The organism is Stenotrophomonas sp. YJH_SMC_33, from assembly GCF_059372295.1.
In genome coordinates this window covers 234,672-258,823 of the sequence record NZ_JCAFVJ010000004.1, presented here as the reverse complement: position 1 = coordinate 258,823, position 24,152 = coordinate 234,672, and the positions used below count along the sequence as shown (strand labels likewise).

Sequence of the window (24,152 nt, the reverse complement as noted above, 5' to 3'; positions counted from 1 at the left end):
ATGCGATGGATGCGGGTAGCGGCAATGGTGCTGGCGCTGGCCGCCTGTGAGCGGCCGGTGGATACCGGCGTACAGGCCTTGCCACCCTCGCCGGTCGTCGACCGCGATGAGCCTGCAGGCGCTGTGGAGCAGGAGCTGGACTGGTTGCAGATGATGCCCAAGGACGAACTGGCCGCGCTGGAGCGGGGCGAGGGCCCGGAGGTCGAGCACAGCGGCAACCGGCGCATGCCGCAGTTCGGTACGTTCCGTACGGTGGAGACGGTGCTGCAGCGACCGGTGCGCCTGCCGGGCTACGTGGTACCGCTGGCCAACGCGCAGGACGGGCGGCTGACCGAATTCCTGTTCGTGCCGTACTACGGCGCCTGCATCCACGTGCCACCACCACCACCGAACCAGATCGTGCACGTGGTGCTGCCGCGCCCGATCGAGATGCCCGACATGTACTCGCCGTTCTTCCTGGCCGGCACCCTGCGCGCCGAACGGTTGGACGACGATCTGGCCGGTTCGGCCTACACCATGCGTGACGCACAGTTGAGGCCCTATGAACCGTAGTTGCCTGCTGCTGGTACTGGGGTGCGTCGGGTTGGCAGGCTGTACGGCGCCGGGCGGCGACGCCGTGGTGGTCACGCCGCAGGACAAACCGGCGCCCTCCGCCACGGCCGAAGCCCCCATCGACCGCTGGGACGCGTTGCGGCCCGACGAAGTGACCTACCAGCGCCCGCCGCCGCAGATCGGCCTGTCACGCGGTGGCATGGACGGCGTGGGCGGGCTGATCGACGACACCGGCTCAGGCACGCCGCCGGGGCAGGAGATCGACCATTCCAGCCCGGACCGGGCCAAGCAGTTCGGCTCTTCGCGCGTGGTCGACGCTGTCGATGGTCGCGTGGTGGATCTGGATGGTTACGTGGTACCGCTCGGCACCAACGATGCCGGCCTGGTCGATGAACTGCTGTTCGTGCCGTTCTACGGGGCCTGCATCCACGTGCCGCCGCCGCCACCCAACCAGATCATCCACGTGACCCTGGCGACGCCGATCGCGCTGGGCGATCTGTGGGATCCGTACCGGCTTGCCGGCCGCCTGCAGGTGAAGCGTTTCGACGCGGACATCGCCAGCGCGTCCTACGATGCCGCGGCAGCCACGCTGACGGCGATCCACAACTGATGCGCCGGCGCCGGATCATGGCTGCCGGGGTGCTGCTGGGCGCAGTTGTGCTGCTGGTGTGGTGGCAGCGGCAGCGCGCACCCACCGCGCCGCCGGCGGTCGCGTTTCCGGCACCGGCGTCCGATGCCAGCCAGCGTATCGAACAGCGTCTGGGTGATGACCCCGCGTTCCGCAACGACGTGCTGTTCCTGCTCGCGGCGACCCTGCGCGACCGCTGCCAGCCGGCGCAGGCCGGGCTGCTGGCGCGCATGGCCAATCGTGCGTCACTGCCGGTGCTGGCGGCGGTGAGTGCGGTGACCCAGCAGGATCCAGCGCTGGACCGACCGATCTACCAGTACATCCAGCATCGCGCCGATGCGACGCCATGCGGCCAGCCGCTGCAGATGCCGTTGGCCGGTGGGCGCAGCATGGCCGTGGACATCGAACAGTATGCGCGCACGTTTCCGGACAGCTACTTCGACCCGCAGCGCAGCAGCGAACCGCGGGATTTTGGTGGACTGCCGTTGCAGCAGCGTGCCGGCAATGCCTGCAACAGCGTGGTGTATTCGGTGTTGCCATTGGGCGGTACCGATTGGCGGTGCAGCAGCCTGCGCGCGAATGCCCGTGCGCGGGTGCGCGGCCTGTGCGAGGACGAACTGCGGCGCCAGCACGGTGGCATCGGCGGCGAGCTGGACGCCGCCGTGGGGCAGGGCATGCAGAGCGCGGTGGTGTCGGCGGTTGCCGTGCTGCCCGAAGACTGCCGGTGAGCGTCCACCCACAGTGCCAGGCCACCCCTGGCCCGCTTCAGTAGAGCCAGGCCATGCCTGGCTGGCGGCGCAGTCGAGCAAGCCCGCCTCTACAAAAGCTGAATCGGTGGGCTTTGAAGGTCATAACTATACAGGACATCCGGTATAGTTATGGCCGTATTCCACCCCACCAGGTTCTCCCATGGCTTTGTCCCAGCCCCTGGCCGGTGCTCCGGCCCTGTCGCGTGCCCGTCGCTGGGCACTGCTGTTCACCGTCGCCGCCGGCCTGCTGCTGGTCACGCTCGACAACTCCGTGCTCTACACCGCACTGCCCACGCTGACCGAAGAACTCTCGGCCAGTGCCGGCCAGGCGCTGTGGATCATCAACGCCTATCCGCTGGTGATGGCCGGCCTGCTGCTGGGTGCGGGTACGCTGGGCGACCGCATCGGCCACCGCCGCATGTTCCTGATCGGCCTGGTGGTGTTCGGCGTGGCCTCGCTGGCGGCGGCGTTCGCCGACACCGCAGCGCAGCTGATTGCCGCACGCGCGTTCCTGGCGGTCGGCGCGGCCGCGATGATGCCGGCCACGCTGGCGCTGATCGGCCTGAGCTTCCACGAAGAGCGCGAACGCAACATCGCCATCGCGATCTGGGGTTCGGTGGCCATCGTCGGTGCGGCGCTCGGCCCGATCATTGGCGGCTGGCTGCTGCGGCACTTCTGGTGGGGCTCGGTGTTCCTGATCAACGTGCCGGTGGTGGTGGTCGCCTTCGTGGCCACGCTGCTGCTGGCACCGGAAGGCCAGCGCGACACCTCGCGGCCATGGGACCTGGTTTCGTCGCTGCTGGCTCTGGCTGCACTGTCGGGCCTGGTGCTGGCGATCAAGTCGCTGATCGCTACGCCGCCGTCGTATGCGCTGGGTGCAGGCGCGCTGCTGTTGGCCGTCATCAGCGGTGCGGCGTTCGCACGCCGCCAGCAGCAGTTGCCGTACCCGCTGCTGGACTTCGCGATCTTTCGCAATCCGGCGTTCCTGGCTGGCACGCTGTCGGCGGTGTTCACCCTGTTCGCGATGGCCGGCCTGCAGCTGGTCACCACCCAGCGCTTCCAGCTGGTGGCAGGCTTTACGCCGCTGCAGGCGGGCCTGCTGGTGTCGGTGGCGGCGCTGGGCAGCCTGCCCAGTGCGCTGCTGGGCGGCAGCATCCTGCACCGGGTGGGCCTGCGCCCGCTGATCTGTGGCGGCCTGGCTGCGGGTGCGCTGGGCGTCGGCGTGGTGGCCTTCGGCTTCCCGCACGGCCTTGGTTGGGTGGTGGCTGGCATGGCCATCACCGGCTTCGGTATGGGTTCGGCCATCTCGGTGGCGTCCACCGCCATCCTCAACAACGTGCCGGCGCACCGTGCGGGCATGGCCTCGTCGGTGGAAGAAGTGTCCTATGAGTTCGGTGGCCTGCTGGCGGTGGCGATGCTGGGCAGCCTGAGTGCCGCAATGTACAGCGCGTTCCTGCCGGTCTCGGCCGATATGCCGGCGCTTGCCCGCGAGGGTTTCACCCAGGCGCTGCATGCCGCGTGCGAGAGCGGGCAGGGCGAGTGGTTCGCACTGGCTGCGGCCGCGTATGACCGTGGCTACCAGATCGTGCTGCTGGTGATCATGGCGATGCTGGCGCTGGGTGCGGCGATCATCGCGCGCCTGCTGCGCGGCCGCGTCGGCAGCCGCGAGGGCGCGGCCGATCGCGTAAAATGAAGCGATGAGAACCAGCAAGCGCGATCGCATCCTCGACGCCGCCGTCAACGTGATCAATCGTGACGGCGTGCGCGCGGTGACCTTCGAGTCGGTGGCGGCCGAGGCCCAGCTGACACGTGGTGGCCTGCTGTACCACTTCCCGTCGCGCGAGGCGCTGCTGCGGGGGATCGACGAACACCTGGTACAGGCCTGGGAGACGTCGATGGAAGCATTGCTGGGCAAGACCGCCGAGCAGGCCACTGCGTTGGAGCGTTACCAGACCTTCGTGCGCGTGTCTGCCCAGAGCGCCACCCGTGCCGAGCTGATGTTCATGCTCGAATCGGCCGACCCGGACGCCGAAGAGCGCCCGTGGGGACCGGCGGTGCGTCGCTGGGCACCGCTGCCGCCGGAGGCGGGTACAGCGGAAGACAGCGCAGCGCTCGACAATTTCGTGGCGCGGCTGGCCGCCGATGGCCTGTGGATCTACGAGGCGATGTACCAAGGCCAGCTGGATGCAGGCGTGCGCGCCCGTGTTGCCGAGCGCATCGCCGGGCTGTTGGCGAAGTCTGACGGATCACCGCACTTGTAGAGTCGACTGTCAGTCGACTGCCCTTCGGTCAGACAACGAAAACCCCGCGCTTCGCGCGCTAGTCGACTGACAGTCGACTCTACTGCTCGCGCGTCTGCCCAGCCTGGCCCCGAGCCGCTTGCGGAACGCCTTCGACAGCGAGAATGACGGAACGTCCAGTTGAGCGGCCCGCCGGCGCGCAGACATCGCTCGTGGTAGAGCCGACCGCTGGTCGGCTGCCCTTCGGTCAGGCCACCAAAATGCGCTTCGGCAGAGTCGACTGTCAGTCGACTGCCCTTCGGTCAGACAACGAAAACCCCGCGCTTCGCGCGCTAGTCGACTGACAGTCGACTCTACCGCTCGCGCGTCTGCCCAGCCTGCGCGGCGCTCGCGGCCAGCCACGCCCTCGGCGATACCCCCAATCGCTTGCGGAACGCCTTCGACAGCGAGGCGGTATCGGCAAACCCCACCTCGATCGCCACCTGCTTGACCGCCACGCCTGCCCGCAGCTGCGCGCAGGCCAGGCTCAGCCGCCAGTCCAGCAGGTAGCTGGCTGGCGTTGCCTCCATCACGTCCTTGAACACGGCCGCGAACGCGCTGCGCGACATGCTGGCGGTCGCGGCCATGCGCGGCAGCGTCCATTCGTCCTGCGGTGCCTGGTGCATCGCCACCAGCGCGCGTGCCAGCCGCGCATCGGACAGCCCCCGCATCAACCCGTGGCTGACGCCGGCTGCATCCGGGTGGTCGATCACCCAGCGCAGGATCTGGATCAGCGCCACCTCGAACAGGCGGTTGGTCAGCAGCCGTGACCCGCAGCGCTGGCGATCGGCTTCGGCGAACAGCAGCTGCAGGGTGTCATCCAGTTCGGTGATCGCGGCCAGCGGCACCACCATCACCGGTGGCAGTGACTGCACGATCGGATTGCGCGCGCCACCATCGAAATCCAGCGTGGCACAGGTGAAATCCGGGCCGTCCAGCGGAGCGTTGAAGAACACATGGTGCAGCGGCTGCGGATACAGCAGGAGGCTGGGTGTATCGATCTTCAACCGGGGCAGCGTGCTATCGCCCCCAGGATGACGGACTTCCATCTCACCCTGGCGCAGGATGTGCAGGAACGCACGACCGGGCTGCGGCTCGAAGACATGCTGCCCGCACAGCGGGCCACTGTGGAACAGGGCCGCCTGCACCCGGAAGCGTTCCAGCAGGGAGGAGAGTCGATCTGGCGCAGGGGTGGCGGCGCGCATGCTCATGGACGTATGGACAACATATGTGGCGCATTGAGGATGTTACGTCCAGGGAGTCTACCTAGGATGGGCGGGTCGTCCAATCCCGGGCGCTTTCCCAAGGAGATCCACCATGTCCCGTGTCCCCCTGATCGATGCCGCCAACACCACCGCCGACCGCCAGGCCCTGCTGGGCCAGGTCCACGCTGCCTTCGGCGCCACCCCGGCCATGTTCCGCGCCGTGGCCAACTCGCCGGCTGCCCTGCAGAGCATGTGGGGTTCGTTCGGCGCGCTGGGCGGCGGTCGCCTGTCGCCGCTGCTGGGCGAGCAGATCGCCGTGGCCATCGCCAACCGCAACGCCTGCGAGTACTGCCTGGCCGCGCACACGGCATTGGGCCGCAAGGCCGGCGCCAGCAGCGAGCAGATGGCTGCCGCGCAGATCGGCCAGTCCAGCGACCCGGCCACTGCGGCGGCGCTCGACTTCGCGTTGAAGGTGGTCGAGCAGCGTGCGCAGATCGCCGACGGCGACGTGCAGGCGCTGCGCGCGGCTGGCTTCGATGATGAGCAGGTCGTCGAGATCCTCGCGCATGTGGCGCTCAACCTGTTCACCAACTACGTCAACGTGGCGTTCGACGTGCCGGTGGACTTCCCGAAGGTCGCGCTGCGCTGAGGTGTACCGGGCCGGGGGACGCAGTGCTCCCGGCCATCCTCAGCGGGCGTGGCCGTCGTGCGCCTGCAGCCGCTCCGGATGGGTATACACATTGAACCCGCTTTCCCGCGCGAACCCGACCAGGCACAGGCCGGCGCTGCGGGCCAGATCGATCGCCAGCGCGGTCGGCGCGGACACCGCCGCCAGCACGCTGGCGCCGGCGCGCACTGCCTTGCTGACCATCTCGTAGCTGGCCCGGCTGGAAATCACCAGCAGGCCGCCTTCGATGGCGTGTTCATTGTGGTGCAGGGCACCGATCAGCTTGTCCAGTGCATTGTGGCGGCCCACGTCCTCGCGTACCCAGCCGATGCGCCCACTGGCGTCGGCCCAGGCCGCGGCGTGGATCGAGCCGCTTGCCGCATTCATCGGCTGGCGCTGCGCCAGGCTGGCCAACGCCCGCTGCAGGGCGGTGGCGGAATAGCTGCGGCGCTCGCGGATCTGCGGCAGTGGGCGCAGCACTTCTTCCAGCTGGCGCGTGCCGCACAGGCCACAGCCACCACGGCCGGGCAGCAGGCGCCCCTTGTCGGGGTCGAGGTTTGCGCCGGGCGCAGCCTCGTCCACGGTCATCTGCAGCTCGATGCCTTCCAGCTGTGGGTGGATATCGATCGACAGCAGCTGCGAGGGCGCACTGATCAGGCCTTCGCTGAGCGAAAATCCGAGTGCGAAGTCCTCCAGATCACAGGGTGTGGCCATCATCACGGCAAAGGCGGCATCGTTGTAGCGCAGCGCCACCGGCACTTCCTCGGCCACCACGTCGACCTGCTGCTGTTGCGTGCCGCCGCGCCAGCGCTGCAACGGGCGTTGGGCGGTGCCGGCAGGCGGGGTGTGCAGCGGGATCGAATCAGGCATGCAGCGCGTCCGGACAGGGGAGAAACGCGGGCGGGCCACCGCCTGCGGTTTCGAGGATAGCGCAGTGGTCGCGCGCAGACTCGGCTGTAACCGTTGCCATGGCAGGTTGTGCTGAAAACAGCCTGTGCCCTCTGGCGAAGCGCCGCGGGCCGTGCTTGACTGTGCGGCTGGTCGTGCCACTGAATGCACCGCCGGACCGCGTTGTGCCGTTCGTTGTTGCGTTCCTTCCGCCAGGTTCCCGAACATGTCCGAGCAGAAACCGCCGCGCTACAAGCCCTACAACCAGCCGGCCGGAGGCTGGGGTGCCGCTGGTGCCACGGCCAAGGTGCTGCTGCAGCAGAGTGTCATCGGCAAGGGGTCGAAGGCGCTGCTGGCGATGAACCAGCCCGGTGGCTTCAAGTGCCCCAGCTGTGCGTTCCCCGATGCCAACGAACGCAGGAAGCTGGAGTTCTGCGAGAACGGCGCGAAGGCACTGGCCTGGGAAGCCACGCAGTTCCGTGCCGGTCGTGAGCTGTTCGCCCGGCACACCGTGACCGAGCTGATGGCGCAGACCGACTACTGGCTGGAGATGCAGGGGCGGCTGACAGAGCCGATGCGCTACGACGCTGCGACCGATCACTATGTGCCGTGCAGCTGGGACGATGCCTTCGCACTGATCGGCCGTCACCTGCGGGCACTGGACAGTCCTCACCAGGCCGAGTTCTACACCTCCGGGCGCACGCCCAACGAAGCGGCGTTCCTGTATTCGATCTTCGTGCGCGAGTTCGGCACCAATAATTTCCCGGACTGCTCGAACATGTGCCACGAGCCGACCAGCCGCGGGCTGCCGCCGGCCATCGGGGTGGGCAAGGGCACCATCGTGCTGCAGGATTTCGATCACGCCGAGGCCATCTTCGTGATTGGCCAGAACACCGGCACCAATTCGCCGCGGATGATGAGCAACCTGGTGGAGGCACGCAAACGCGGCATTCCGATCGTGGCGGTCAACCCGATGCCCGAGCGCGCGCTGATCCGCTTCGCAGAACCGCAGGACGTGGTGCAGATGGCCACGTTCGGTTCGACAGAGATCAGCAGCGAGTTCGTGCACATCCGCATCGGCGGCGACCTGGCCCTGATCAAGGGCATGATGAAGGTGATGTTCGAGCGCGAGGCGCAGGGCGAGCGCGTGCTCGACCATGCATTCCTCGCCGAACACACGGTGGGCCTGGTGGCGCTGCGCGACGACGTGATGGCGCAGGACTGGGATCAGATCGTACAGGTGTCCGGCATTTCGCAGGCGCAGATCCGTCGCTGTGCGGAGATCTACATCCGCTCCAATGCCACCGTGATCTGCTACGGCATGGGGCTGACCCAGCACCAGTACGGCTCGCGCCTGCTGCAGCAGGTCGCCAACCTGCTGTTGCTGCGTGGCAACTTCGGCAAGCCCGGTGCTGGCATCGGGCCGATCCGGGGCCATTCCAATGTGCAGGGCGACCGCACTGTCGGCATCGATGAAAAGCCGAAGCCGGCCTACCTGGACCGCGTGCAGCAGGTATTCGGCTTCGACCCGCCGCGCGAGCATGGCCATCACGTGGTCGAGTCGATCGAGGCGATGCTGGATGGCAGTGCCAAGGTGTTCATCGGCCTGGGTGGCAACTTCATTCATGCGGTGCCTGATACACCGCGCGCGTACGAGGCAATGCGTGGCCTGGACCTGACCGTGGGCATCGCTACCAAGCTCAACCGTGGGCATCTTGTTCATGGCCGCGATGCGCTGATCCTGCCGGTGGTGGCGCGCTCGGAGCGCATCGTCACGCCGGCCGGCGAGCAGTTCATCACCATTGAAGACGCGATGTCCAATGTGACCGCCTCGCGGGGCGTACTCGAGCCGGTCAGCCCCGATGTGTTGCCCGAGGTCGAGATCGTCTGTCGCATGGCGATGGCCACGCTGCCACGCAGCAGGGTCGACTGGGCAGGCTGCATGCACGACTACGCACACATCCGTGAGTTGATCGCGGCCGTGTACCCGGAGATCTACACCGGCTTCAACCAGCGCATCCAGCAGACGCACGGCTTCCATCTGGATATCCCGCCGCGTCGCCGCGTCTGGCCCACGCCCAATGGCAAGGCCAACATCCTGGTGATGCCTGGCCTGGACGTGGATGATCCGGTTCACGACCCCGACATGCTGCGGCTGGCCACCGTGCGCTCGCACGATCAGTACAACACCACCATCTACAGCTACAACGATCGCTATCGCGGCGTGTACAACGATCGCATGGTGCTGTTCATGAACATCGAGGACCGGCTGGCGCGCGGGCTGCGGAAGGAGGCGCTGGTCAGCCTGGAGACGATCAGCAGTGATGGCGTGCAGCGACGCATCGAAGGCTTGACCGTGCTCGATTACCCGATGCCGCGCGGCGCGCTGGCCGGCTACTACCCCGAACTGAACCCGTTGCTGCCGCTGGATTACCACGACCGGATCAGCGGCACCCCCGCAGCCAAGTCGATCCCGGTGCGGATGCGGGCGATGCCGGCGGTCACCTAGCAGTGGATCAATCCAGTCCTATGGGCTTCCGGCATGTGGATTGGGTTCATCCAGCGCAAAGGAGCAACGGAAATAGTTGGCGCTATCCCGCCAGGCGCCCACGATCGGTTCCTGGATCTGTGCCAGCAGTTCACGGGCCTTGACGGGATCATTGGCCTGGCAGGCGAAGTAGGCGAATGATTGCAGGTTCCATGGCGAGGGATAACGTGACAGCACGTCTTCGAAGCCGCGTTTCATGGTCGGCCAGTTCACTTTCGACTCGGTGAACAAACGGTCCTCGTACTCCCGCTGCGAGGCGACCCAGTAGATACGGGCGTACAGCATGTATTGGTCCTGCGGTGGGGCCGCAGCCATGACCCTGCGTGCATAGGCTTCCAGGCCAGCCGGATCGCCGCCCCACTTCGGAGCGAAATAGCGCACGGCAGCAAAGTAGAGCGGGAAGTAGCCCGGATAGCGCGCGATGCCTTCGTCATGCAATGCGAAGAAGCGGTCTGCATCCCAACTCTGTTCGATCGCCCGGTGTTCCATCGACTCGTACCAGTACGGGTCCGTGCTGGCGATGTCCTTGTACTTCAGCAGGTAGTCAACGGCCTGCTGCTGCAGCGCCTTGAACGGTGCCCAGTCCTCTTCCTTCACCGTATTTGCATAGCCGGGGCCGCGGATGCTCCAGCCTTGGCGGCTGAGCATCTCAGCCATGGCCAGGCGCGCCGACGGCGACCTGGGGTAGCGCGAGATCCATGCCTGCACGAGTTTCTCGCGACCCTGCCAGTAGGCCGGGTCACGGTTGCTCATGCTGAAGGCATAGCCGATGCCAACGTAGTACGCCGAGAGCTTCCAGACACCGCTGCTGAAGTAGCGATCCGTATCCCGGTAACGACTGGCGAGTTGCTCCAGTCTGGCGAAATCCTGCTTCTCCAGCAGTTGCTTTGCCTGCCGGGAGACTTCGGCGCGTTCGCTTGCTTCATCTTCACCGGATGCACCGGCGTGGGCGATGGTCGCGCACGACAACAACAGCATCACAAGCAGTGTTCGCATGAATCCATTCATGGGAGAAACTCCGTGTCAGGGACAGGGGCATGGCAAGGCAGTGGGCCACGATCGCCATCTCGCCATAGCAGGGGCCGTCGCGCAAGTCGGCAGCGTGGCTGCCAGGCGGGCGTGGGCGCTGCCACCCCATGCTGTGCAGTTGTGCATCGGCTATCATCGGCGGGTGAACCTGCCTGGCCTGCTGCTGCGATGGATGCTGCTTGTTGCCCTGGTGCTGAATGCACCGGCGCTGGCGCTCGCCGCGTCTTCCTACAGCGGTCCGGCCAGCCAGGACCATTGCGTGGCACCGCACTCGGCCGGGATAGCTTCGGCGGGGTGTTGCGATGATGCAGGTCCGGCGGCTTGCCAGAGTGGCCAGTGCGAATGCCCGCCGGCGTGCTTGGGCATGTTGGCAACGCTGAACGGGACACCAGCCTCCCTTTGGCGCGAGGCGCCCGCTCCAGCCAGTAGCCAGCAACGCGCGCCCCCGTTGATGCCGGATCCGTTGCGTCCCCCCATCGCGTGAATTCCTGCAGGCCTCAAGCGCCTGCCATGACTGTTCGACTTTCTCTCAACGCTACCTGCGCCTTCAATGCGTGGGTGGCGGGCCGCTTTGCCCGCCTCTGCAAAGGAATCACTCAATGAACCGTACTCTTTCCCTCGGCCTGCTGCTGGGCACCGTGCTGGCCACGACCGCCTGCGCTCGTGCCGCCGAAGAATCCTCCGCGGCACCGGTCGCCAGCGAAGCACCGGCACCGGCCCAGGCCAGCCCGGCCAAGATCGATCCAGCCTTGCCGGTCGCCATCGTGCACAAGACCGCCAGCTGCGGTTGCTGCGGCATCTGGGTCGACCACCTGAAGGCCGCCGGCTTCCAGGTCGATGTGCGCGACACCGATGACATGAATCCAATCAAGGTCCGCCTGGGCGTGCCGGTCGGCAAGGCCTCCTGCCATACCGCCGAGATCGGCGGTTACGTGGTCGAGGGTCACATCCCGGCCGAGGACATCAAGCGCCTGCTGGCCGAACGCCCGGCCGCGCGCGGGCTGGTGCTGCCCGGCATGCCAGCCGGTTCGCCGGGCATGGAAATGCCGGACGGCTACGTGCAGCCGTACACCGTCGAGCTGGTGCGCACCGACGGCAGCACCGAGCCGTTTGCCCAGCACGGTCAGGGCGGCTGATGGACGGAGGGTGCCGGTCGTCCTGACCGGCACTCTCCGACGCGTCTTGTGTAGAGCCGAGCCTATGCTCGGCTGTGTTTGGCCGGCAAGCCGAGCATGGGCTCGGCTCTACAGGATCAGCGTGCCGTGGCCGTTTCCTTGGCCAACTGGGCGTCGAACTTCTTCTCGGCCGCATCCGCGTAGGCTTTGCAGCTCAGTACCTTCTCGCTGGCGTTGCTGCCAGCAGCATAGTTCCAGTTGCCGGCGCCCGGATGCGGAGTCAGCAACAGGTCGCAGGGCAGGCCGCGCACCATGGCGAAGCTGCGTCGGTAGTCCTGGACCAGGCGGGGATAGCGGGCGTTGCCCTGGAGCTGGTAGCCCGGCGCGCTCAGGCTGTCGGCATAGGCGATGCGCACCGGCTTGCCATCGCGGGTATCGGTCCAGGTCCAGGCAGTGCTGCCCGGGGTGTGTCCCGGCATGAAGTGCGCGGTGAACGCGATGCCGCCCACGTTGACCACCTCGCCATCCATGATGATGCGGTCGGTGCTGACCGGCGGAAAGGTGATGCTGTCGCCAAAGTGCAGGTCGTTGCTGCCACCGCGCGCCAGCAGCGCGGCCGATTCGGCGTTGGCCACCACTTTTGCACCGGTACGGCGCTTCAGTTCCGCCACGGGGCCGGCATGGTCGGCATGCGCATGGCTGAGCAGGATCAGCCGTAGATCCTGTGCTGCCACCCCGCGTGCCTTCATGTTGTCCAGCAGATGACCGGCCATCTGCGGCATGCCGCCATCCAGCAGCACCGCACCGTCGGCGGTCTGCACCAGTAGCGCGGTCAGGTCCTCGGTGCCGATCTGCCAGGTGTGGTCGGCAATCTGCAGCGGTGCCATCGGCTGCAGCCATGAACTGTCCACCGTGTAGGCCCGGAGCTGGGGCAGCGGTTCGTCGGCGGCAGTGACATCAAAGGCAAGCGTGGCAGCCAGGGCGAGGGTAGTCAGGCAGAGGCGCATGGCAGAAAGGTGTCTGGACTGGGGCCGATGAAGCTAGCACGTACCCTGGGCGGGCCGTTTCGCGAATAATTCATGGCTGCGATAAGCTCCGCCGCAGTCGATGCAGGGATTGTTCGCTTGCTGTGGATTGTGAATCCATCTCCACAGGCTGGAGCGCAGAATCGGCCGGGGCTAGCCTGCTTTCAGTCTCAAGGAGGTGGACCATGCATGTGCTCATGGTGATGCTGGGTGGCGTGCTCCTGCTAGGGGTGTTCCTGCTGTTTGGCCGCCTCTGGAGCGTGGGCACCTCGCAGCTGCCCACGGCGCTGATCGCCTTCATCGCCACCTGGCTTCTGGTGGCCGTGGCCAACATGTGGGTGGGGGTCAGCAGGGCCGGTTACGCAGTACGCGAAGAGCTGCCGATCCTGCTGCTGGTGTTCGCCGTGCCGTCGCTGCTGGCCGGTTTCCTGTACTGGCGCCTGGCGCGCTGAAGGAGTTGCATGAGTACCCGACTGCGCCTGCCCGCGCTGCGCCACCGCGATGGCCATCATGCCCGCGTGACCTACGAAGAACTGTTCTTCGACCTGGTCTACGTGTTCGCGGTCACCCAGCTCAGCCACCATCTGCTGCATCACCTGGACCTGGCCGGCGTGCTGCAGACCCTGGTGCTGTGGTTCGCGGTCTGGCTCGGCTGGCAATACGCGTGCTGGGTCAGCAACTGGTTCGACCCGGAGGCGCCGCGCATCCGGGGCCTGATGTTCGCCACCATGCTGCTGGCGTTGTTGATGTCCTCGTCCATTCCCGAGGCATTCGCCGATCGTGCGTGGATCTTCGCCGGGGCGTACGCCACGATGCAGGTCGGACGCACCGCGTTCGTGTTGCTGGAGGTCGGCCGCAACCATCCGTTGGCTCCGAACTTCCGCCGCATGCTGGCCTGGGTCAGCGTGTCGGCCTGCTTCTGGCTGGCCGGCGCGGCGGCCGAGGGCCACCTGCGGCTGGCACTGTGGGCGATGGCGGTGGCCTGCGAATACATCTCGCCGATGTTTGGCTTCGCGTTCCCGGGCATGGGTCGTTCGCACACTCGCGACTGGACCATTGAGGGGGGGCACCTGGCCGAACGCTGCCAGCTGTTCGTCATCGTCGCACTGGGTGAGACGTTGCTGGCCACCGGGGGTGTGCTCAGCGACGTCGAGCACTGGGACCTTGAAGTGGTATCGGCGGTGCTGGCCACCTTCGCCGGCACGATTGCCATGTGGTGGCTGTACTTCGGCATCTCCAGCCACGATGCCACAGAGGCCATCACCCACGCGGAAGACCCCGGACGGATGGGGGCCAACTTCCATTATGTGCATGCATTGCTGATCGCCGGCATCATCGCCACCGCGGTGGGCAACGACCTGGTGATGGATCACCCGGAAGCGGCGGTGACGCCGGTGTATGCAGCGGTGCTGGCCGCCGGGCCGTTGATCTACCTGCTTGGCAGCGCCCTCTACAAGCGCGTTGTGTACGGGCGCGCCCCGTATTCGCATCTGTTCGGTGCCATGGCGCTGGTCGTGTTGGGCGTGGTCTTGCCGCACAGCCATCTGCTGGCCGCCGGTTGGCTGACCAGTGCGGTGCTGCTGGCCGTGGGGTTGATGGATACGCGGTTGAAGCGTCGCCTGCAGCGGGCGTGATCCGTTGCGTCAGCAAAGCGCTCCAGCCGCCATCGAGCGCAAGCGCCGAGCAGTCAACTGACACTCGACTTCAGCACCGCTGCACAAGAAATGCTGGCAGGCTAGGCCAACGCGGCGACCATCGCGGCAAGCTTGCCCACCGTGTTCATGTTGCGGGCAGTGCCTTGCTGGGCATAGGGCATCCGCAGGCGCGAGTCGGCCATGCCAGCACCGTAATGAACGAAGATCTCGCGCGTGCCGAGTGCGAGCTGTTCGTCACGCCGGCCGGTCACGCCGTCCAAGGGATCGGCGGGGAGGCTGGCATCGAGGAACAATGCCACCACACGGTTACCGGCGGCCTGCGGAAACGGATTGCGCGCCACCACGCCGGCGATCTCGTTGGCCGAGCGCACCAGCACGCCCACCGGCTTGCCAGCATAGACCTTGAGCCGCTCGCCGAGGGCCTGGCGCACGCCCGCCTCGTCGAGCGAGGTGCGGAACACCACGTTGCCGCTGGCGATGTAGGTGCGGACATCGGCGAAGCCTGCGTCCTCGCACATCTCCACCAGTTCGCGCATCGGCAGCTTGCCGGTGCCGCCGACGTTGACCGCGCGCAGCAAGGCGACGTAGGCGTTCATGGCGTCCCCGCCTGCAGGCGGTCGTACATGCGTACCAGGTCAACCAGGGTGCGCGCGCCCATCTTGCGCATCACCTGCGCACGACGCACCTTGACCGTGATCTCGCTGACCCCGAGGTCAGCGGCGATCTGCTTGTTGAGGCGGCCGCGCACCACGCCATCGACCACCTCGCGCTCGCCCGCGCTCAATGAATCCCAGCGCTGCTGCAGGGCGCCCAGCACGTCGCCGTCGCGGCGGCGCTGGCGGTCGATCTCGATGCCCCTGTGGATGGCATCGAGCAGCTCCTGGTCACGGAAGGGCTTGGTCAGGAATTCGATGGCGCCGTCCTTGATTGCGTTGACACCCATGGCGATGTCGCCGTGGCCGGTGATGAACACCACCGGCAGCCGCAACCCATGGTTGCCCATCGTGCGGTGGAATTCCAGGCCGCTCTGGCCGGGCATGCGCACGTCCAGCACCAGGCAGGCCGGTGCGTCTACCAGGTCGTGTTCAAGGAACGCCTGGGTCGATGCAAAGGCGTGCACCCGCAAGCCCATCGATGCCAGCAGGTCTTCCAGCGCCGCGCGCACCGACGGATCGTCGTCGACCACATACACGATGGGTGCCGGATCGACGGCAGGGGTAGCGGGCCTACGCATGTTGGGCATCCGTGACGATGGGCAGGTCGAACACGAAGCAGGCACCGCCGCCTGCCGGCCGTTCGGCGCGGATCTGGCCGTCGTTGGCTTCGATCATCGAACGGCTCAGGCTGAGGCCCAGGCCCAGCCCGTGTGACTTGGTGGTCCAGAACGCATCGAAGACGCGTTCGGGATGGTCGGCGGGCAGGCCGACGCCACGGTCGCGTACGCTGAGGCTGACACGCTGGCCGTCGCGCCGGGTCAGCAGCGACAGACGCCGGTCGCCTGCGGGTATGGCTTCCATTGCATCCACTGCATTGAGGATCAGGTTGCCGATCACCTGCTGCACCTGCACGCGGTCGGCGTGTACCTGTGGCAGGTCGGGGTCCAGCAGCAGGGCTACGGCCACGCCATGCCGGTTCAGTTCGCTGCGCGACAGCGCCAGCATTTCCTCCACCGCCTGGTTCAGGTCGAAGGCGCGTCGTTCCGGTGCCGCGCCCTGGGTCAGGCCGCGGATGCGGGCGATCACGTCACCGGCGCGGTGCGCGTCGGCGAGGATGCGGGCCACGGTCTGCCGGGCCTTGTCCACGTTCGGCGGGTCCTGCGCCAGCCAGCGCTGGCAGGCTTCGGCGCTGCTGGCGATTGCGGCCAGTGGCTGGTTGACTTCATGGGCGATGGAGGTGGTGAGCTCGCCCACGGTGGACGCGCGTGCCACCCGCAGCAGGCGGCCCTGCGCTTCCTGCACTGCGGCCTTGGCCGCTTCCATGTTCAGAGCGAGATAGGTGGTGATGCCGATCACCAGCATGCCGATCACCGAGTTGACCAGGCCGATGCGGTAGGTGCCGAAGCGGGTCAGGAAGAAGCTCAACCCGGTCAGCGCGATGCAGGCGATGGCCAGGGTGATCAGCCCGCGCGCGCCCAGCACGCGCGACGCCGCAAGGATGACCGCTGCATAGAAGCAGGCCGCGGCAACCGCATAATCGGTGACGGTGTCGATCAGGAAGATCGCCGCCATCACGACGATCAGGGCCAGCAGCACCAGCGGGCGGCGGGGCGACAGCGATGGCATCGGGGAGCTCCCTTGCGTGGGGGAAAAGGATAGCAAAGCCATCACCGTTGGATGCCGACCTTGGTCGGCGTGCTCTCGTGCGGTGGGTGCCGACTCCTGGTAGGTGCCGACCGTTGGTCGGCACAGCAAGTGAATGGCGGGGGCGATGAGGGTTTGTGCCGACCAACGGTCGGCACCCACCAAAGCGATGCGCGGTGCGTCCGGGGATCATGGGGTTGCCGGCCGGCGGCCGGCACTACTCCTCAAGGCTGGCGTTCCAGAAGCCCTGCAGCACACCGGGCGTGGTCGCCAGCGTGGCCAGCACGGCATCGAGCTCACCGGCATCCACCGTGGTGGCATACAGCACCGCTTCGATCTCCACGTCACGCTCGCCGAATGGCCGCTGGTCCACCGCGCGCACCGGGTACTGCGCCTGCTCAAGCAGCAGCAACAGCCGGTCCAGTACCTCGGCCTGCTGCTCGCGCTGGCAGACCACGTTGATCGCATAGGTCGCCTCGCTGAACGCTTCCGGCAGCGGCTGCCGCTGGATGCGGTTCACCACCGGCCGCAGCAGGGTGTTGGCGGCCAGCACGAACACTGCCGCCAGCACCGCTTCGGGCAGCAGCTTGATGCCGGCACACGCACCCACCGCCGCCGAGCCCCACAGGGTGGCGGCGGTGTTCAGGCCGGACACCTGGGCGCCGTCCTTCATGATCGCACCGGCGCCGAGGAAGCCGACGCCGGAGATCACATAGGCCACCACATGCAGCGGCGAGGGTGGACCACCGTACAGGTCATGGAAGCGCACCGCCAGATCGACGAAGACTGCCGCGCCCACCGCCACCAGCGTGTTGGTGCGCAGGCCTGCGGTGCGCTGGCGCAGCTGCCGCTCCAGGCCGATGACCGTGCCCAGCACGAACGCCACCGACAGGCTGATCAGCGAGCTCAAGGTCGCGCCGGCGTTGAAGGCCGGCAGGTTGGGATTGATGTCCATTGTGTTTCTCCCTGGACAAGCGGCGGGCGTTTACTGCCAGCCGTACCGGCGGATGTAGAACTTCTTCAGCGCGGTGGTCAGCACCGCATAGCCGAACAGGATCGCCACCAGGAACGGCCAGTAGCCAGCCGGCAGCGCCTGCAGCTTGAAGTAACCGGCCAGCGGGCTCATTGGCAGAGCCACGCCGATGGCCATGATCAGGCCGGTCATCAGCAGCAGTGGCGGCGCGGCGATGCTCTGCAGGAACGGTACCTTCGGCGTACGGATCATGTGCACGATCAGGGTCTGGGTCAGCAGGCCGACCACGAACCAGCCGGACTGGAACAGGCTCTGGTCGCCGGCGGTGCGCGCATCGAACACGTACCACATCAGCGCGAAACAGGTCAGGTCGAAGAGCGAGCTGATCGGCCCGAAGAACACCATGAAGCGGCCGATGTCCGCCGGGTTCCACTTCAGCGGCTTGCGTACCAGTTCCTCATCCACGTTGTCGAAAGGAATGGCGATCTGCGAGATGTCGTACAGCAGATTCTGCACCAGCAGCTGCAGCGGCAGCATCGGCAGGAACGGCAGGAAGGCCGAGGCCACCAGCACCGAGAACACGTTGCCGAAGTTGGAGCTGGCGGTCATGCGGATGTACTTCAGCATGTTGTTGAACGTGCGCCGGCCCTGGATGACACCTTCCTCCAGCACCATCAGGTTCTTTTCCAGCAGGATGATGTCAGCCGCCTCCTTGGCGATGTCCACTGCACTGTCCACGCTGATGCCGATATCGGCCGCACGCAGTGCCGGGGCATCGTTGATGCCGTCACCGAGGAAGCCGACCACCTTGCCCTTGGCGCGCAGCTCGCGTACCAGCCGTTCCTTGTGCAGCGGCGTCAGCCGCGCGAACACGCGGTGGTGGTGCAGTGCCCGCGACAACGCGCCGTCATCCATGCGCTCGATCTGCGGACCGGTCAGGATGGTATCGGCGTCCAGCCCCACCTGCGCGCAGACGCGGGCGGTCACCAGTTCGTTGTCGCCGGTGAACACCTTGACCTCCACGCCATGCGCAGCCAGCGCCTGCAGCGCCTGCGCTGCCGATTCCTTCGGCGGGTCCAGGAAGGCGACGTAGCCGACCAGGGTCAGGCTACATTCGTCGGCCTGCGAATAGGTGGTCTGGCTCGCGGCGGTCTCCTTCATCGCCACCGCCACCACGCGCAGGCCCTGTTCGTTCAGCTCTTCGGTGGTCTGCCGCACGCGGGCCAGGCGATGTTCATCCAGCGGCATGTCCTGGCCGTTCTCGCGCACGGTGCTGCACACCGCCAGCATCTCCTCCACCGCGCCCTTGCAGATCAGCTCATGATGGTCCTCGCGCTCGGACACCACCACCGACATGCGGCGGCGCTCGAAGTCGAACGGGATCTCATCCACCTTGTGGTAGTCCTGCGACAGCCGCAGCGAGCTTTGCAGCTCCACGTGCTCCAGCACTGCACGGTCCAGCAGGTTGATCAGCCCGGTCTGGAAGTGGCTGTTGAGATAGGCGAACTTCAGCACGTCTTCCGAATCCTGGCCGAACACATCGGTATGACGCTCCAGCGCGATCCTGTCCTGGGTGAGGGTGCCGGTCTTGTCGGTGCACAGCACTTCCATCGCGCCGAAGTTCTGGATGGCATCCAGGCGCTTGACGATCACCTTGCGCCGCGACAGCAGCACCGCACCCTTGGCCAGGGTGGAGGTAACGATCATCGGCAGCATTTCCGGCGTCAGGCCCACCGCCACCGACAGCGCGAACAGGAATGCGTCGGTCCAGTCGCCCTTGGTCCAGCCGTTGATCAGCAGCACGAACGGCACCATCACCAGCGCGAAGCGGATCAGCAGCCAGCTGACACTGTTGACGCCGGCCTGGAACGCGGTCGGTGCACGGTCGGTGGCCGTGCTGCGCAGGGCCAGCGTGCCGAAATAGGTGCGGTTGCCGGTGGCCAGCACAACGGCGGTGGCAGTCCCGGACACCACGTTGGTGCCCATGAACAGCAGGTTGTGCTGTTCCAGCAGGCCAGCCAGGCCGTCGCCCGGGTGCGCGAACTTCTCCACCGGCAGCGACTCGCCGGTCATCGCGGCCTGTGCCACGAACAGGTCCTTGGCAGTCAGCACGCGGCAGTCGGCCGGAATCATGTCGCCGGCCGACAGCACGATGTGGTCACCGGGCACCAGTTCCCGGATCGGCAGGTCCAGCAGGCGCGCCGGGCGCCGGCTGTGCAGGTGCGCGCCGAAGTACTGGTCGGCCACATCCGCAGCCTCGGTGCCCGGATTGCGGCGCAGCACGCGTGCGGTATTGCCGACCAATGCCTTCAGTCGCTCGGCGGCGCGGTTCGAGCGACCTTCCTGCACGAAGCGGATCAGCGTCGACAACAGCACCATCGCGCCAATCACGATCGTCGCCTTGATGTCCTCGGTCAGCCAGGACACCGCCGCCAGCACGGTCAGCAGCAGGTTGAACGGATTGCGGTAGCACTGCCACAGATGGCGCCACCACGGCAGCGGCTTTTCGTGATCCACCTCGTTGGGGCCGAGCGTGGCCAGTCGCTCCTCGGCCTCATGCGGGCTGAGGCCATCGGCATGCGATTCCAAGGTGGTCAGCAGCTGGGTTTCATCCTGCTGGGCAAGGGTGACCAGGCCGGTGGTGAGCGCGAACGGCGCCGCTTCGGCGCTGCCCGGGCCAAACCCGGCTTCGGGCATCGCGCGGCGGCGGAACAGGTTGCCTGCGCGACGGCTGCGCAGGAAGGCGTTGAACCAGGCATTGAGCAGGCTCATGGGACGCTCCTCGAATGTCAGAGCCGGCCGCAGCCGGGACACGAACGGAATGAGTGAGGCAGATCAGGCGTGGCGCATCGCCAGCACTGCCGGCGACCACGGCTGCATGTGCAGGCGCTGGCTGCCGCCGATGCACAGCGGCTTCATTGCATCGCGCAGGGGATAGGGCAGGTGGCGCAGCACGGTGATGCGCTCGCTGATCGGCAGCAGCGACAGCGCGTCGGCCACCACGCGTGGCGAACCGAGTGACAGCGAACGGGCGAACATCACGGGGCCGTGCTGCAGCAGCTGGCTGCGCAGGGCGGCGACATCGCGCTCGCCGATCAGGCGGCGCAGGGTGATGTAGAGGATCTTGTAGGACATGGGGCGATCTCCAGACAGGCGGCGCCTGGCGGTCCCCCGTCACTCAGGCAGGCAGGGACCGGCGGGCAGGCGCCAGGAACAGGCAACAAGCGGTCATCCGGGGCGCGGTGCGCCCAGCAGGGTCGGGGTCCATCTGCGTCTCCATGAGGGGAGGGTGCCAGCCAGGGTTGCCCTGGCCAGTGGCGCTATTGTCCGCCCCTGAATGGGGCAGGCCTAGAGGCTCGTGGGTTAGCCCGGCTATACCTTGGTATAGCCGGCATGCGCAGCGCCAGTCGAGGGCTCAATGATGGATCAATGCGAAGCGCTGGTCTGCTTGCACACGTCGTACTCGCCGCGGCTCAGCGTCTTGTTGCGGTCGGTGTCGCAGGCGTGCAGTCGTTCGGCCCAGTCCGGTGCCACGGCATCCACCTCGGCCAGCGTGACGATGCCGTCCTTGTCCTTGTCCAGCGATTCGTAGGCAGGGATGAGCCTTACTTCTGTCACGTCCTCGGCGGCGGTGGCCTTGCTGGCCTCCTGGGGATTGGAACAGGCGCCCAGCAGCAGGCCCCCACATAGCGAGAGAGCGATGGGAAGGCAGCGATAACCGGTCATGGTGTGCTCCTGAGGAAAGGGCGAACCACCGGTGCGGTGGTCACCGCCGGATCTTCTGCGCGTGGCTGTAAGCGGGCTGCGAAGAATGGGGCCGTGGACCGTTGCCGGTGGGCCGCCATTCACCGGGCCGCGCAGCAGCGATTGCGCGGAGTCGACGCAACCCTCGAACGGTGGCATGCCGGCCAGCGGCCGGCACTACCATCTGCTCAGAAACGGTCGGCAAAGGCGTCCGTCGCCCGCACCAGCGCATCCACCGTGGCCGGCTCGTTCGCGCTGTGGCCGGAGGTCACCATCTCCAGCCGGGCTTCCGGCCAGGCCTTGGCCAGATCCCACGCACTGCGCGGCGGGCAGATGATGTCGTAGCGCCCCTGCACGATCACGCCGGGCAGGTGGCGGATGCGATCGATATCGCGCAGCAACTGGTTCTGTTCCAGGAAGATGCCGTTGCGGAAGTAGTGCGCTTCAATTCGGGCCTTCGCCAGCGTATCCAGCGGGTCGTCGGTGGATTCGGCATCCACATCGTGCTGCAGGGTGGCCGCATTGTCTTCCCAGCCCAGCCAGGCCTGCGCGGCTTCGATGCGGGTTGACTGATCCGGGCCATCCATGCGCGTCCAATAGGCCGCGATCAAGTCGCCACGCTCGGCTTCCGGGATGTAGGCCTCGTAGCGGTCCCAGCGCTCCGGGAAGATCCAGCGCGCACCACCGTCGGCCTCGGCGAACCAGCGGTTCTCGATCTCACGACCGAGGAACACGCCACGCACGATCAGGCCCGTGGCGCGCTCGGGATGTGCCTGTGCATAGGCCAGCGACAGCGTCGAACCCCAGGAGCCGCCGTAGACCAACCAACGCTCGATGCCGAGGTGCTCGCGCACCTTCTCGATGTCGGCCACCAGGTCCTGCGTGGTGTTGTCGCGCAGTTCGCCAAACGGCGTGGAGCGGCCGCTGCCACGCTGGTCGATCAGCACGATGCGGTAGCGCGCCGGGTCGAAGAAGCGGCGATGGGTGGGTGAAACGCCAGCGCCCGGGCCACCGTGCAGGTACACCACCGGGATTCCCTCCGGCGTGCCGCACTCTTCGATGTGCAGCGTGTGCAGATCGCTCACCTGCAGGGTGAACTGGCGGTAGGGCTCGATGGCGGGGTAGAGAGAGCGCATGGCAGGTGCCTTCAGGGACTTCGGGCAGCATAGCGCTGCAGCAAGGGGCACGGCACGGGCTGACGCGTGTTCTTTGCCAGGCCATCCATCCGGGATGAGCAATGCGTGCTGTCTCTACGGCCATTGGAGGTCGACGCACCACGCATTGGCAATCGTCGCTGTCCGATGGAAGTGCCGGGTATCACCCTACAGGATGCAGGGGTGCCGCATGTGCGGGCACCTGACCACCCTTTCTGATTGGAGCTTCCATGAGCATTGAATCGATCCTTTACACCGCCCAGGCCACCGCTATCGGCGGCCGCGAGGGTCATGCCACGTCGTCTGACAGGTCGCTCGACATCGTGCTGTCCACGCCGAAGGAGCTGGGTGGTACCGGTGGCACGGGTACCAACCCGGAGCAGCTGTTCGCCGCCGGCTATTCGGCCTGCTTCCTGGGCGCACTGCGCTATGTGGCCGGGCAGGAACACGTGGCCCTTCCGGACACTGCGGCAGTCACCGGCCGCGTGGGCATCGGCGCGGTCAGCACCGGCTTTGCCATCGACGTCGCCCTGACCGTATCGCTGCCGGGCGTCAACCGTGAAGTGGCCGACGACCTGGTGCGCAAGGCACACGTGGTGTGCCCCTATTCGCACGCCACCCGCAACAACATCAATGTCGCTCTGATCCTGGCCTGACGCCACGGCTCAAGGGCAGCCGCGGCCGCAGTGGCAACGCTGCGGCCGTTGCATTTTACCGGTCCAGATCCGGCCAGTCGTGCGGCGCATCGGCCAGGAAGGCGCGCGCCACGCTCTGGAGGGCATGCGTGCCGGCGTGCAGTTCGTGCGGGGCAAATTCGCGCAGCACGTGCACAGTGCCGACGTCGGACGTCTCCTGGCGATGTCCGAGCAGCATCAGCGGCACCCCGGCCAGGCGTGCCAGGCGGATCGGCGCCGGTTCCGGCGACGATGCCACCAGCAGCTCCGGGCCCAGCACGGTCAGCACGGTCGCGCCTTGTCGAAGCTGACGCCATGCGCGTCCGTGTTGGCCTGGCTGGCCGATGTCCAGCCTGTGGCCGCGGCGCTGCAGCTGCTTCAACGCGCGATGTGGCGGCGAGTTCTCGCGATGGGGGCTGTTGAGGAAGTAGTGTGCGGGCGCGCCGGGGCGATCGAGCAGGGCAGCCATCGCCAGCTCCGGGTCACCACTGGGCAGCAGGCAGACCACGCGGCGCCGCCCGCCGGCGGCGGCCCACAGCGCCTGCGGATCACGCCAGAGCATGCCGCGCAGCCACTGCTGTTGTGCATCGAAAGGCAGTGCATGCAGCCGCTTGCGGGTGACACGGCGCAGCCAGTCTCGTGCGAGCACGTGCGGGGCCAGGTTGGCAGCATGTTCGGGGGGGCAGCCCAGGCGGAGCAGGGCGTGCCGCGTGCGGTTCAGGCGCTGCCTGCACAGCCAGGGCCCGAACTGCCGGAAAGCGCACTCCGCCAGCCGGGCGTGCACCCGCAGCGGCAGCACGGCTGCCGCCGCGCAGCCCGCTTCCAGCCCGGCATGGTGGCCGATCAGGCGCAGCGCCCACAGCAGTTCTCCCAGTCGTCGTGACGTCATTGCGTGGCCCTTCTTCACAGAGGAACCCAGCTTCGGCAACGTCGCCATGGGGAAGAACCGGACAAGTTCGAAATGTGG

General features: G+C 66.9%; 24 protein-coding genes. 11 read left to right on the top strand and 13 right to left on the bottom strand.

Annotation, left to right across the window (positions count from 1 at the left end; translation table 11 throughout):
• The 5 genes from AC5P9W_RS09515 to AC5P9W_RS09495 all read left to right on the top strand — a co-directional run bounded on the left by AC5P9W_RS09515 (nucleotide 1) and on the right by AC5P9W_RS09495 (nucleotide 4,190).
• Complete coding sequence (locus AC5P9W_RS09515) at nucleotides 1-552, top strand: DUF3299 domain-containing protein (RefSeq protein ID WP_021202315.1); 552 nt, start codon at nucleotides 1-3, stop codon at nucleotides 550-552.
• The gene (locus AC5P9W_RS09510; RefSeq protein ID WP_206621575.1) at nucleotides 542-1,162 is read left to right on the top strand and encodes a DUF3299 domain-containing protein; all 621 of its coding nucleotides are present in this window, start codon (nucleotides 542-544) and stop codon (nucleotides 1,160-1,162) included. The genes AC5P9W_RS09515 and AC5P9W_RS09510 overlap by 11 nt, the downstream gene beginning before the upstream one ends.
• Nucleotides 1,162-1,908 (top strand): hypothetical protein, encoded by a 747-nt coding sequence (locus AC5P9W_RS09505; protein ID WP_111098513.1) that lies wholly within the window; start codon nucleotides 1,162-1,164, stop codon nucleotides 1,906-1,908. The genes AC5P9W_RS09510 and AC5P9W_RS09505 overlap by 1 nt, the downstream gene beginning before the upstream one ends.
• A gap of 181 nt (nucleotides 1,909-2,089) precedes the next feature.
• The gene (locus AC5P9W_RS09500; protein ID WP_111098512.1) at nucleotides 2,090-3,622 is read left to right on the top strand and encodes an MFS transporter; all 1,533 of its coding nucleotides are present in this window, start codon (nucleotides 2,090-2,092) and stop codon (nucleotides 3,620-3,622) included.
• 4 nt (nucleotides 3,623-3,626) lie between these two features.
• Nucleotides 3,627-4,190 carry a TetR/AcrR family transcriptional regulator gene (locus AC5P9W_RS09495; protein ID WP_019659818.1) on the top strand — a complete coding sequence of 188 codons (564 nt, stop codon included), beginning with the start codon at nucleotides 3,627-3,629 and terminating at the stop codon, nucleotides 4,188-4,190.
• Between the two features lie 332 nt (nucleotides 4,191-4,522).
• Here AC5P9W_RS09495 and AC5P9W_RS09490 read toward each other — a convergent pair whose 3' ends face one another.
• Complete coding sequence (locus AC5P9W_RS09490) at nucleotides 4,523-5,419, bottom strand: AraC family transcriptional regulator (RefSeq protein WP_206621577.1); 897 nt, start codon at nucleotides 5,417-5,419, stop codon at nucleotides 4,523-4,525.
• A 106-nt stretch (nucleotides 5,420-5,525) separates the two neighbouring features.
• On the opposite strand from AC5P9W_RS09490, the gene AC5P9W_RS09485 reads away from it, so the two are divergent.
• Nucleotides 5,526-6,062 carry a carboxymuconolactone decarboxylase family protein gene (locus AC5P9W_RS09485; protein ID WP_019659816.1) on the top strand — a complete coding sequence of 179 codons (537 nt, stop codon included), beginning with the start codon at nucleotides 5,526-5,528 and terminating at the stop codon, nucleotides 6,060-6,062.
• A 39-nt stretch (nucleotides 6,063-6,101) separates the two neighbouring features.
• Here AC5P9W_RS09485 and fdhD read toward each other — a convergent pair whose 3' ends face one another.
• Nucleotides 6,102-6,950 (bottom strand): formate dehydrogenase accessory sulfurtransferase FdhD, encoded by an 849-nt coding sequence (fdhD, locus tag AC5P9W_RS09480; protein ID WP_206621578.1) that lies wholly within the window; start codon nucleotides 6,948-6,950, stop codon nucleotides 6,102-6,104.
• Nucleotides 6,951-7,194: 244 nt separating this feature from the next.
• Here fdhD and AC5P9W_RS09475 point away from each other — a divergent pair, with 244 nt between their 5' ends.
• Nucleotides 7,195-9,477 carry an FdhF/YdeP family oxidoreductase gene (locus tag AC5P9W_RS09475; RefSeq protein WP_206621579.1) on the top strand — a complete coding sequence of 761 codons (2,283 nt, stop codon included), beginning with the start codon at nucleotides 7,195-7,197 and terminating at the stop codon, nucleotides 9,475-9,477.
• A gap of 18 nt (nucleotides 9,478-9,495) precedes the next feature.
• On the opposite strand, the gene AC5P9W_RS09470 is transcribed toward AC5P9W_RS09475, so the two are convergent.
• Nucleotides 9,496-10,512, bottom strand: a complete 1,017-nt coding sequence (locus tag AC5P9W_RS09470; RefSeq protein ID WP_021202322.1) for a DUF4034 domain-containing protein — start codon at nucleotides 10,510-10,512, stop codon at nucleotides 9,496-9,498.
• Between the two features lie 632 nt (nucleotides 10,513-11,144).
• Between AC5P9W_RS09470 and AC5P9W_RS09465 the strand changes: the two genes are divergently transcribed.
• Entirely contained in the window at nucleotides 11,145-11,681 is a 537-nt protein-coding gene (locus tag AC5P9W_RS09465) for a DUF411 domain-containing protein (protein WP_019659812.1), read from the top strand.
• A 116-nt stretch (nucleotides 11,682-11,797) separates the two neighbouring features.
• Here the strand turns inward: AC5P9W_RS09465 and blaL1 are convergent, their stop codons facing one another.
• A complete protein-coding gene (gene blaL1 / locus AC5P9W_RS09460; protein WP_206621580.1) occupies nucleotides 11,798-12,667 on the bottom strand; it encodes a L1 family subclass B3 metallo-beta-lactamase in 870 nt (289 codons plus the stop codon).
• A 203-nt stretch (nucleotides 12,668-12,870) separates the two neighbouring features.
• Between blaL1 and AC5P9W_RS09455 the strand changes: the two genes are divergently transcribed.
• Complete coding sequence (locus AC5P9W_RS09455) at nucleotides 12,871-13,137, top strand: hypothetical protein (protein ID WP_021202324.1); 267 nt, start codon at nucleotides 12,871-12,873, stop codon at nucleotides 13,135-13,137.
• A gap of 9 nt (nucleotides 13,138-13,146) precedes the next feature.
• A complete protein-coding gene (locus tag AC5P9W_RS09450; protein ID WP_171953039.1) occupies nucleotides 13,147-14,319 on the top strand; it encodes a low temperature requirement protein A in 1,173 nt (390 codons plus the stop codon).
• 101 nt (nucleotides 14,320-14,420) lie between these two features.
• Here the strand turns inward: AC5P9W_RS09450 and AC5P9W_RS09445 are convergent, their stop codons facing one another.
• The 8 genes from AC5P9W_RS09445 to pip all read right to left on the bottom strand — a co-directional run bounded on the left by AC5P9W_RS09445 (nucleotide 14,421) and on the right by pip (nucleotide 22,493).
• Nucleotides 14,421-14,936, bottom strand: a complete 516-nt coding sequence (locus AC5P9W_RS09445) for a DUF1697 domain-containing protein (RefSeq protein WP_206621581.1) — start codon at nucleotides 14,934-14,936, stop codon at nucleotides 14,421-14,423.
• A complete protein-coding gene (locus tag AC5P9W_RS09440; protein ID WP_021202327.1) occupies nucleotides 14,933-15,574 on the bottom strand; it encodes a response regulator transcription factor in 642 nt (213 codons plus the stop codon). Before AC5P9W_RS09440 ends, AC5P9W_RS09445 begins: the two co-directional genes overlap by 4 nt.
• Complete coding sequence (locus AC5P9W_RS09435; protein WP_019659806.1) at nucleotides 15,567-16,622, bottom strand: sensor histidine kinase; 1,056 nt, start codon at nucleotides 16,620-16,622, stop codon at nucleotides 15,567-15,569. The genes AC5P9W_RS09440 and AC5P9W_RS09435 overlap by 8 nt, the downstream gene beginning before the upstream one ends.
• 235 nt (nucleotides 16,623-16,857) lie before the next feature.
• A complete protein-coding gene (locus AC5P9W_RS09430) occupies nucleotides 16,858-17,595 on the bottom strand; it encodes an MgtC/SapB family protein (RefSeq protein WP_021202328.1) in 738 nt (245 codons plus the stop codon).
• A gap of 30 nt (nucleotides 17,596-17,625) precedes the next feature.
• On the bottom strand, nucleotides 17,626-20,385 hold the full coding sequence (gene mgtA / locus AC5P9W_RS09425; protein WP_206621582.1) for a magnesium-translocating P-type ATPase: 2,760 nt from the start codon (nucleotides 20,383-20,385) through the stop codon (nucleotides 17,626-17,628).
• Nucleotides 20,386-20,448: 63 nt separating this feature from the next.
• On the bottom strand, nucleotides 20,449-20,748 hold the full coding sequence (locus AC5P9W_RS09420) for a hypothetical protein (protein ID WP_005413574.1): 300 nt from the start codon (nucleotides 20,746-20,748) through the stop codon (nucleotides 20,449-20,451).
• Nucleotides 20,749-21,039: 291 nt separating this feature from the next.
• On the bottom strand, nucleotides 21,040-21,339 hold the full coding sequence (locus AC5P9W_RS09415; protein WP_021202331.1) for an EF-hand domain-containing protein: 300 nt from the start codon (nucleotides 21,337-21,339) through the stop codon (nucleotides 21,040-21,042).
• 206 nt (nucleotides 21,340-21,545) lie between these two features.
• Nucleotides 21,546-22,493, bottom strand: coding sequence for a prolyl aminopeptidase (gene pip / locus AC5P9W_RS09410; RefSeq protein WP_495219116.1), 948 nt, complete (start codon nucleotides 22,491-22,493; stop codon nucleotides 21,546-21,548).
• A 248-nt stretch (nucleotides 22,494-22,741) separates the two neighbouring features.
• On the opposite strand from pip, the gene AC5P9W_RS09405 reads away from it, so the two are divergent.
• Entirely contained in the window at nucleotides 22,742-23,167 is a 426-nt protein-coding gene (locus AC5P9W_RS09405; RefSeq protein WP_180832489.1) for an organic hydroperoxide resistance protein, read from the top strand.
• Between the two features lie 55 nt (nucleotides 23,168-23,222).
• Here AC5P9W_RS09405 and AC5P9W_RS09400 read toward each other — a convergent pair whose 3' ends face one another.
• The gene (locus AC5P9W_RS09400; protein WP_206621585.1) at nucleotides 23,223-24,074 is read right to left on the bottom strand and encodes a hypothetical protein; all 852 of its coding nucleotides are present in this window, start codon (nucleotides 24,072-24,074) and stop codon (nucleotides 23,223-23,225) included.
• Nucleotides 24,075-24,152: the final 78 nt, after the last annotated feature.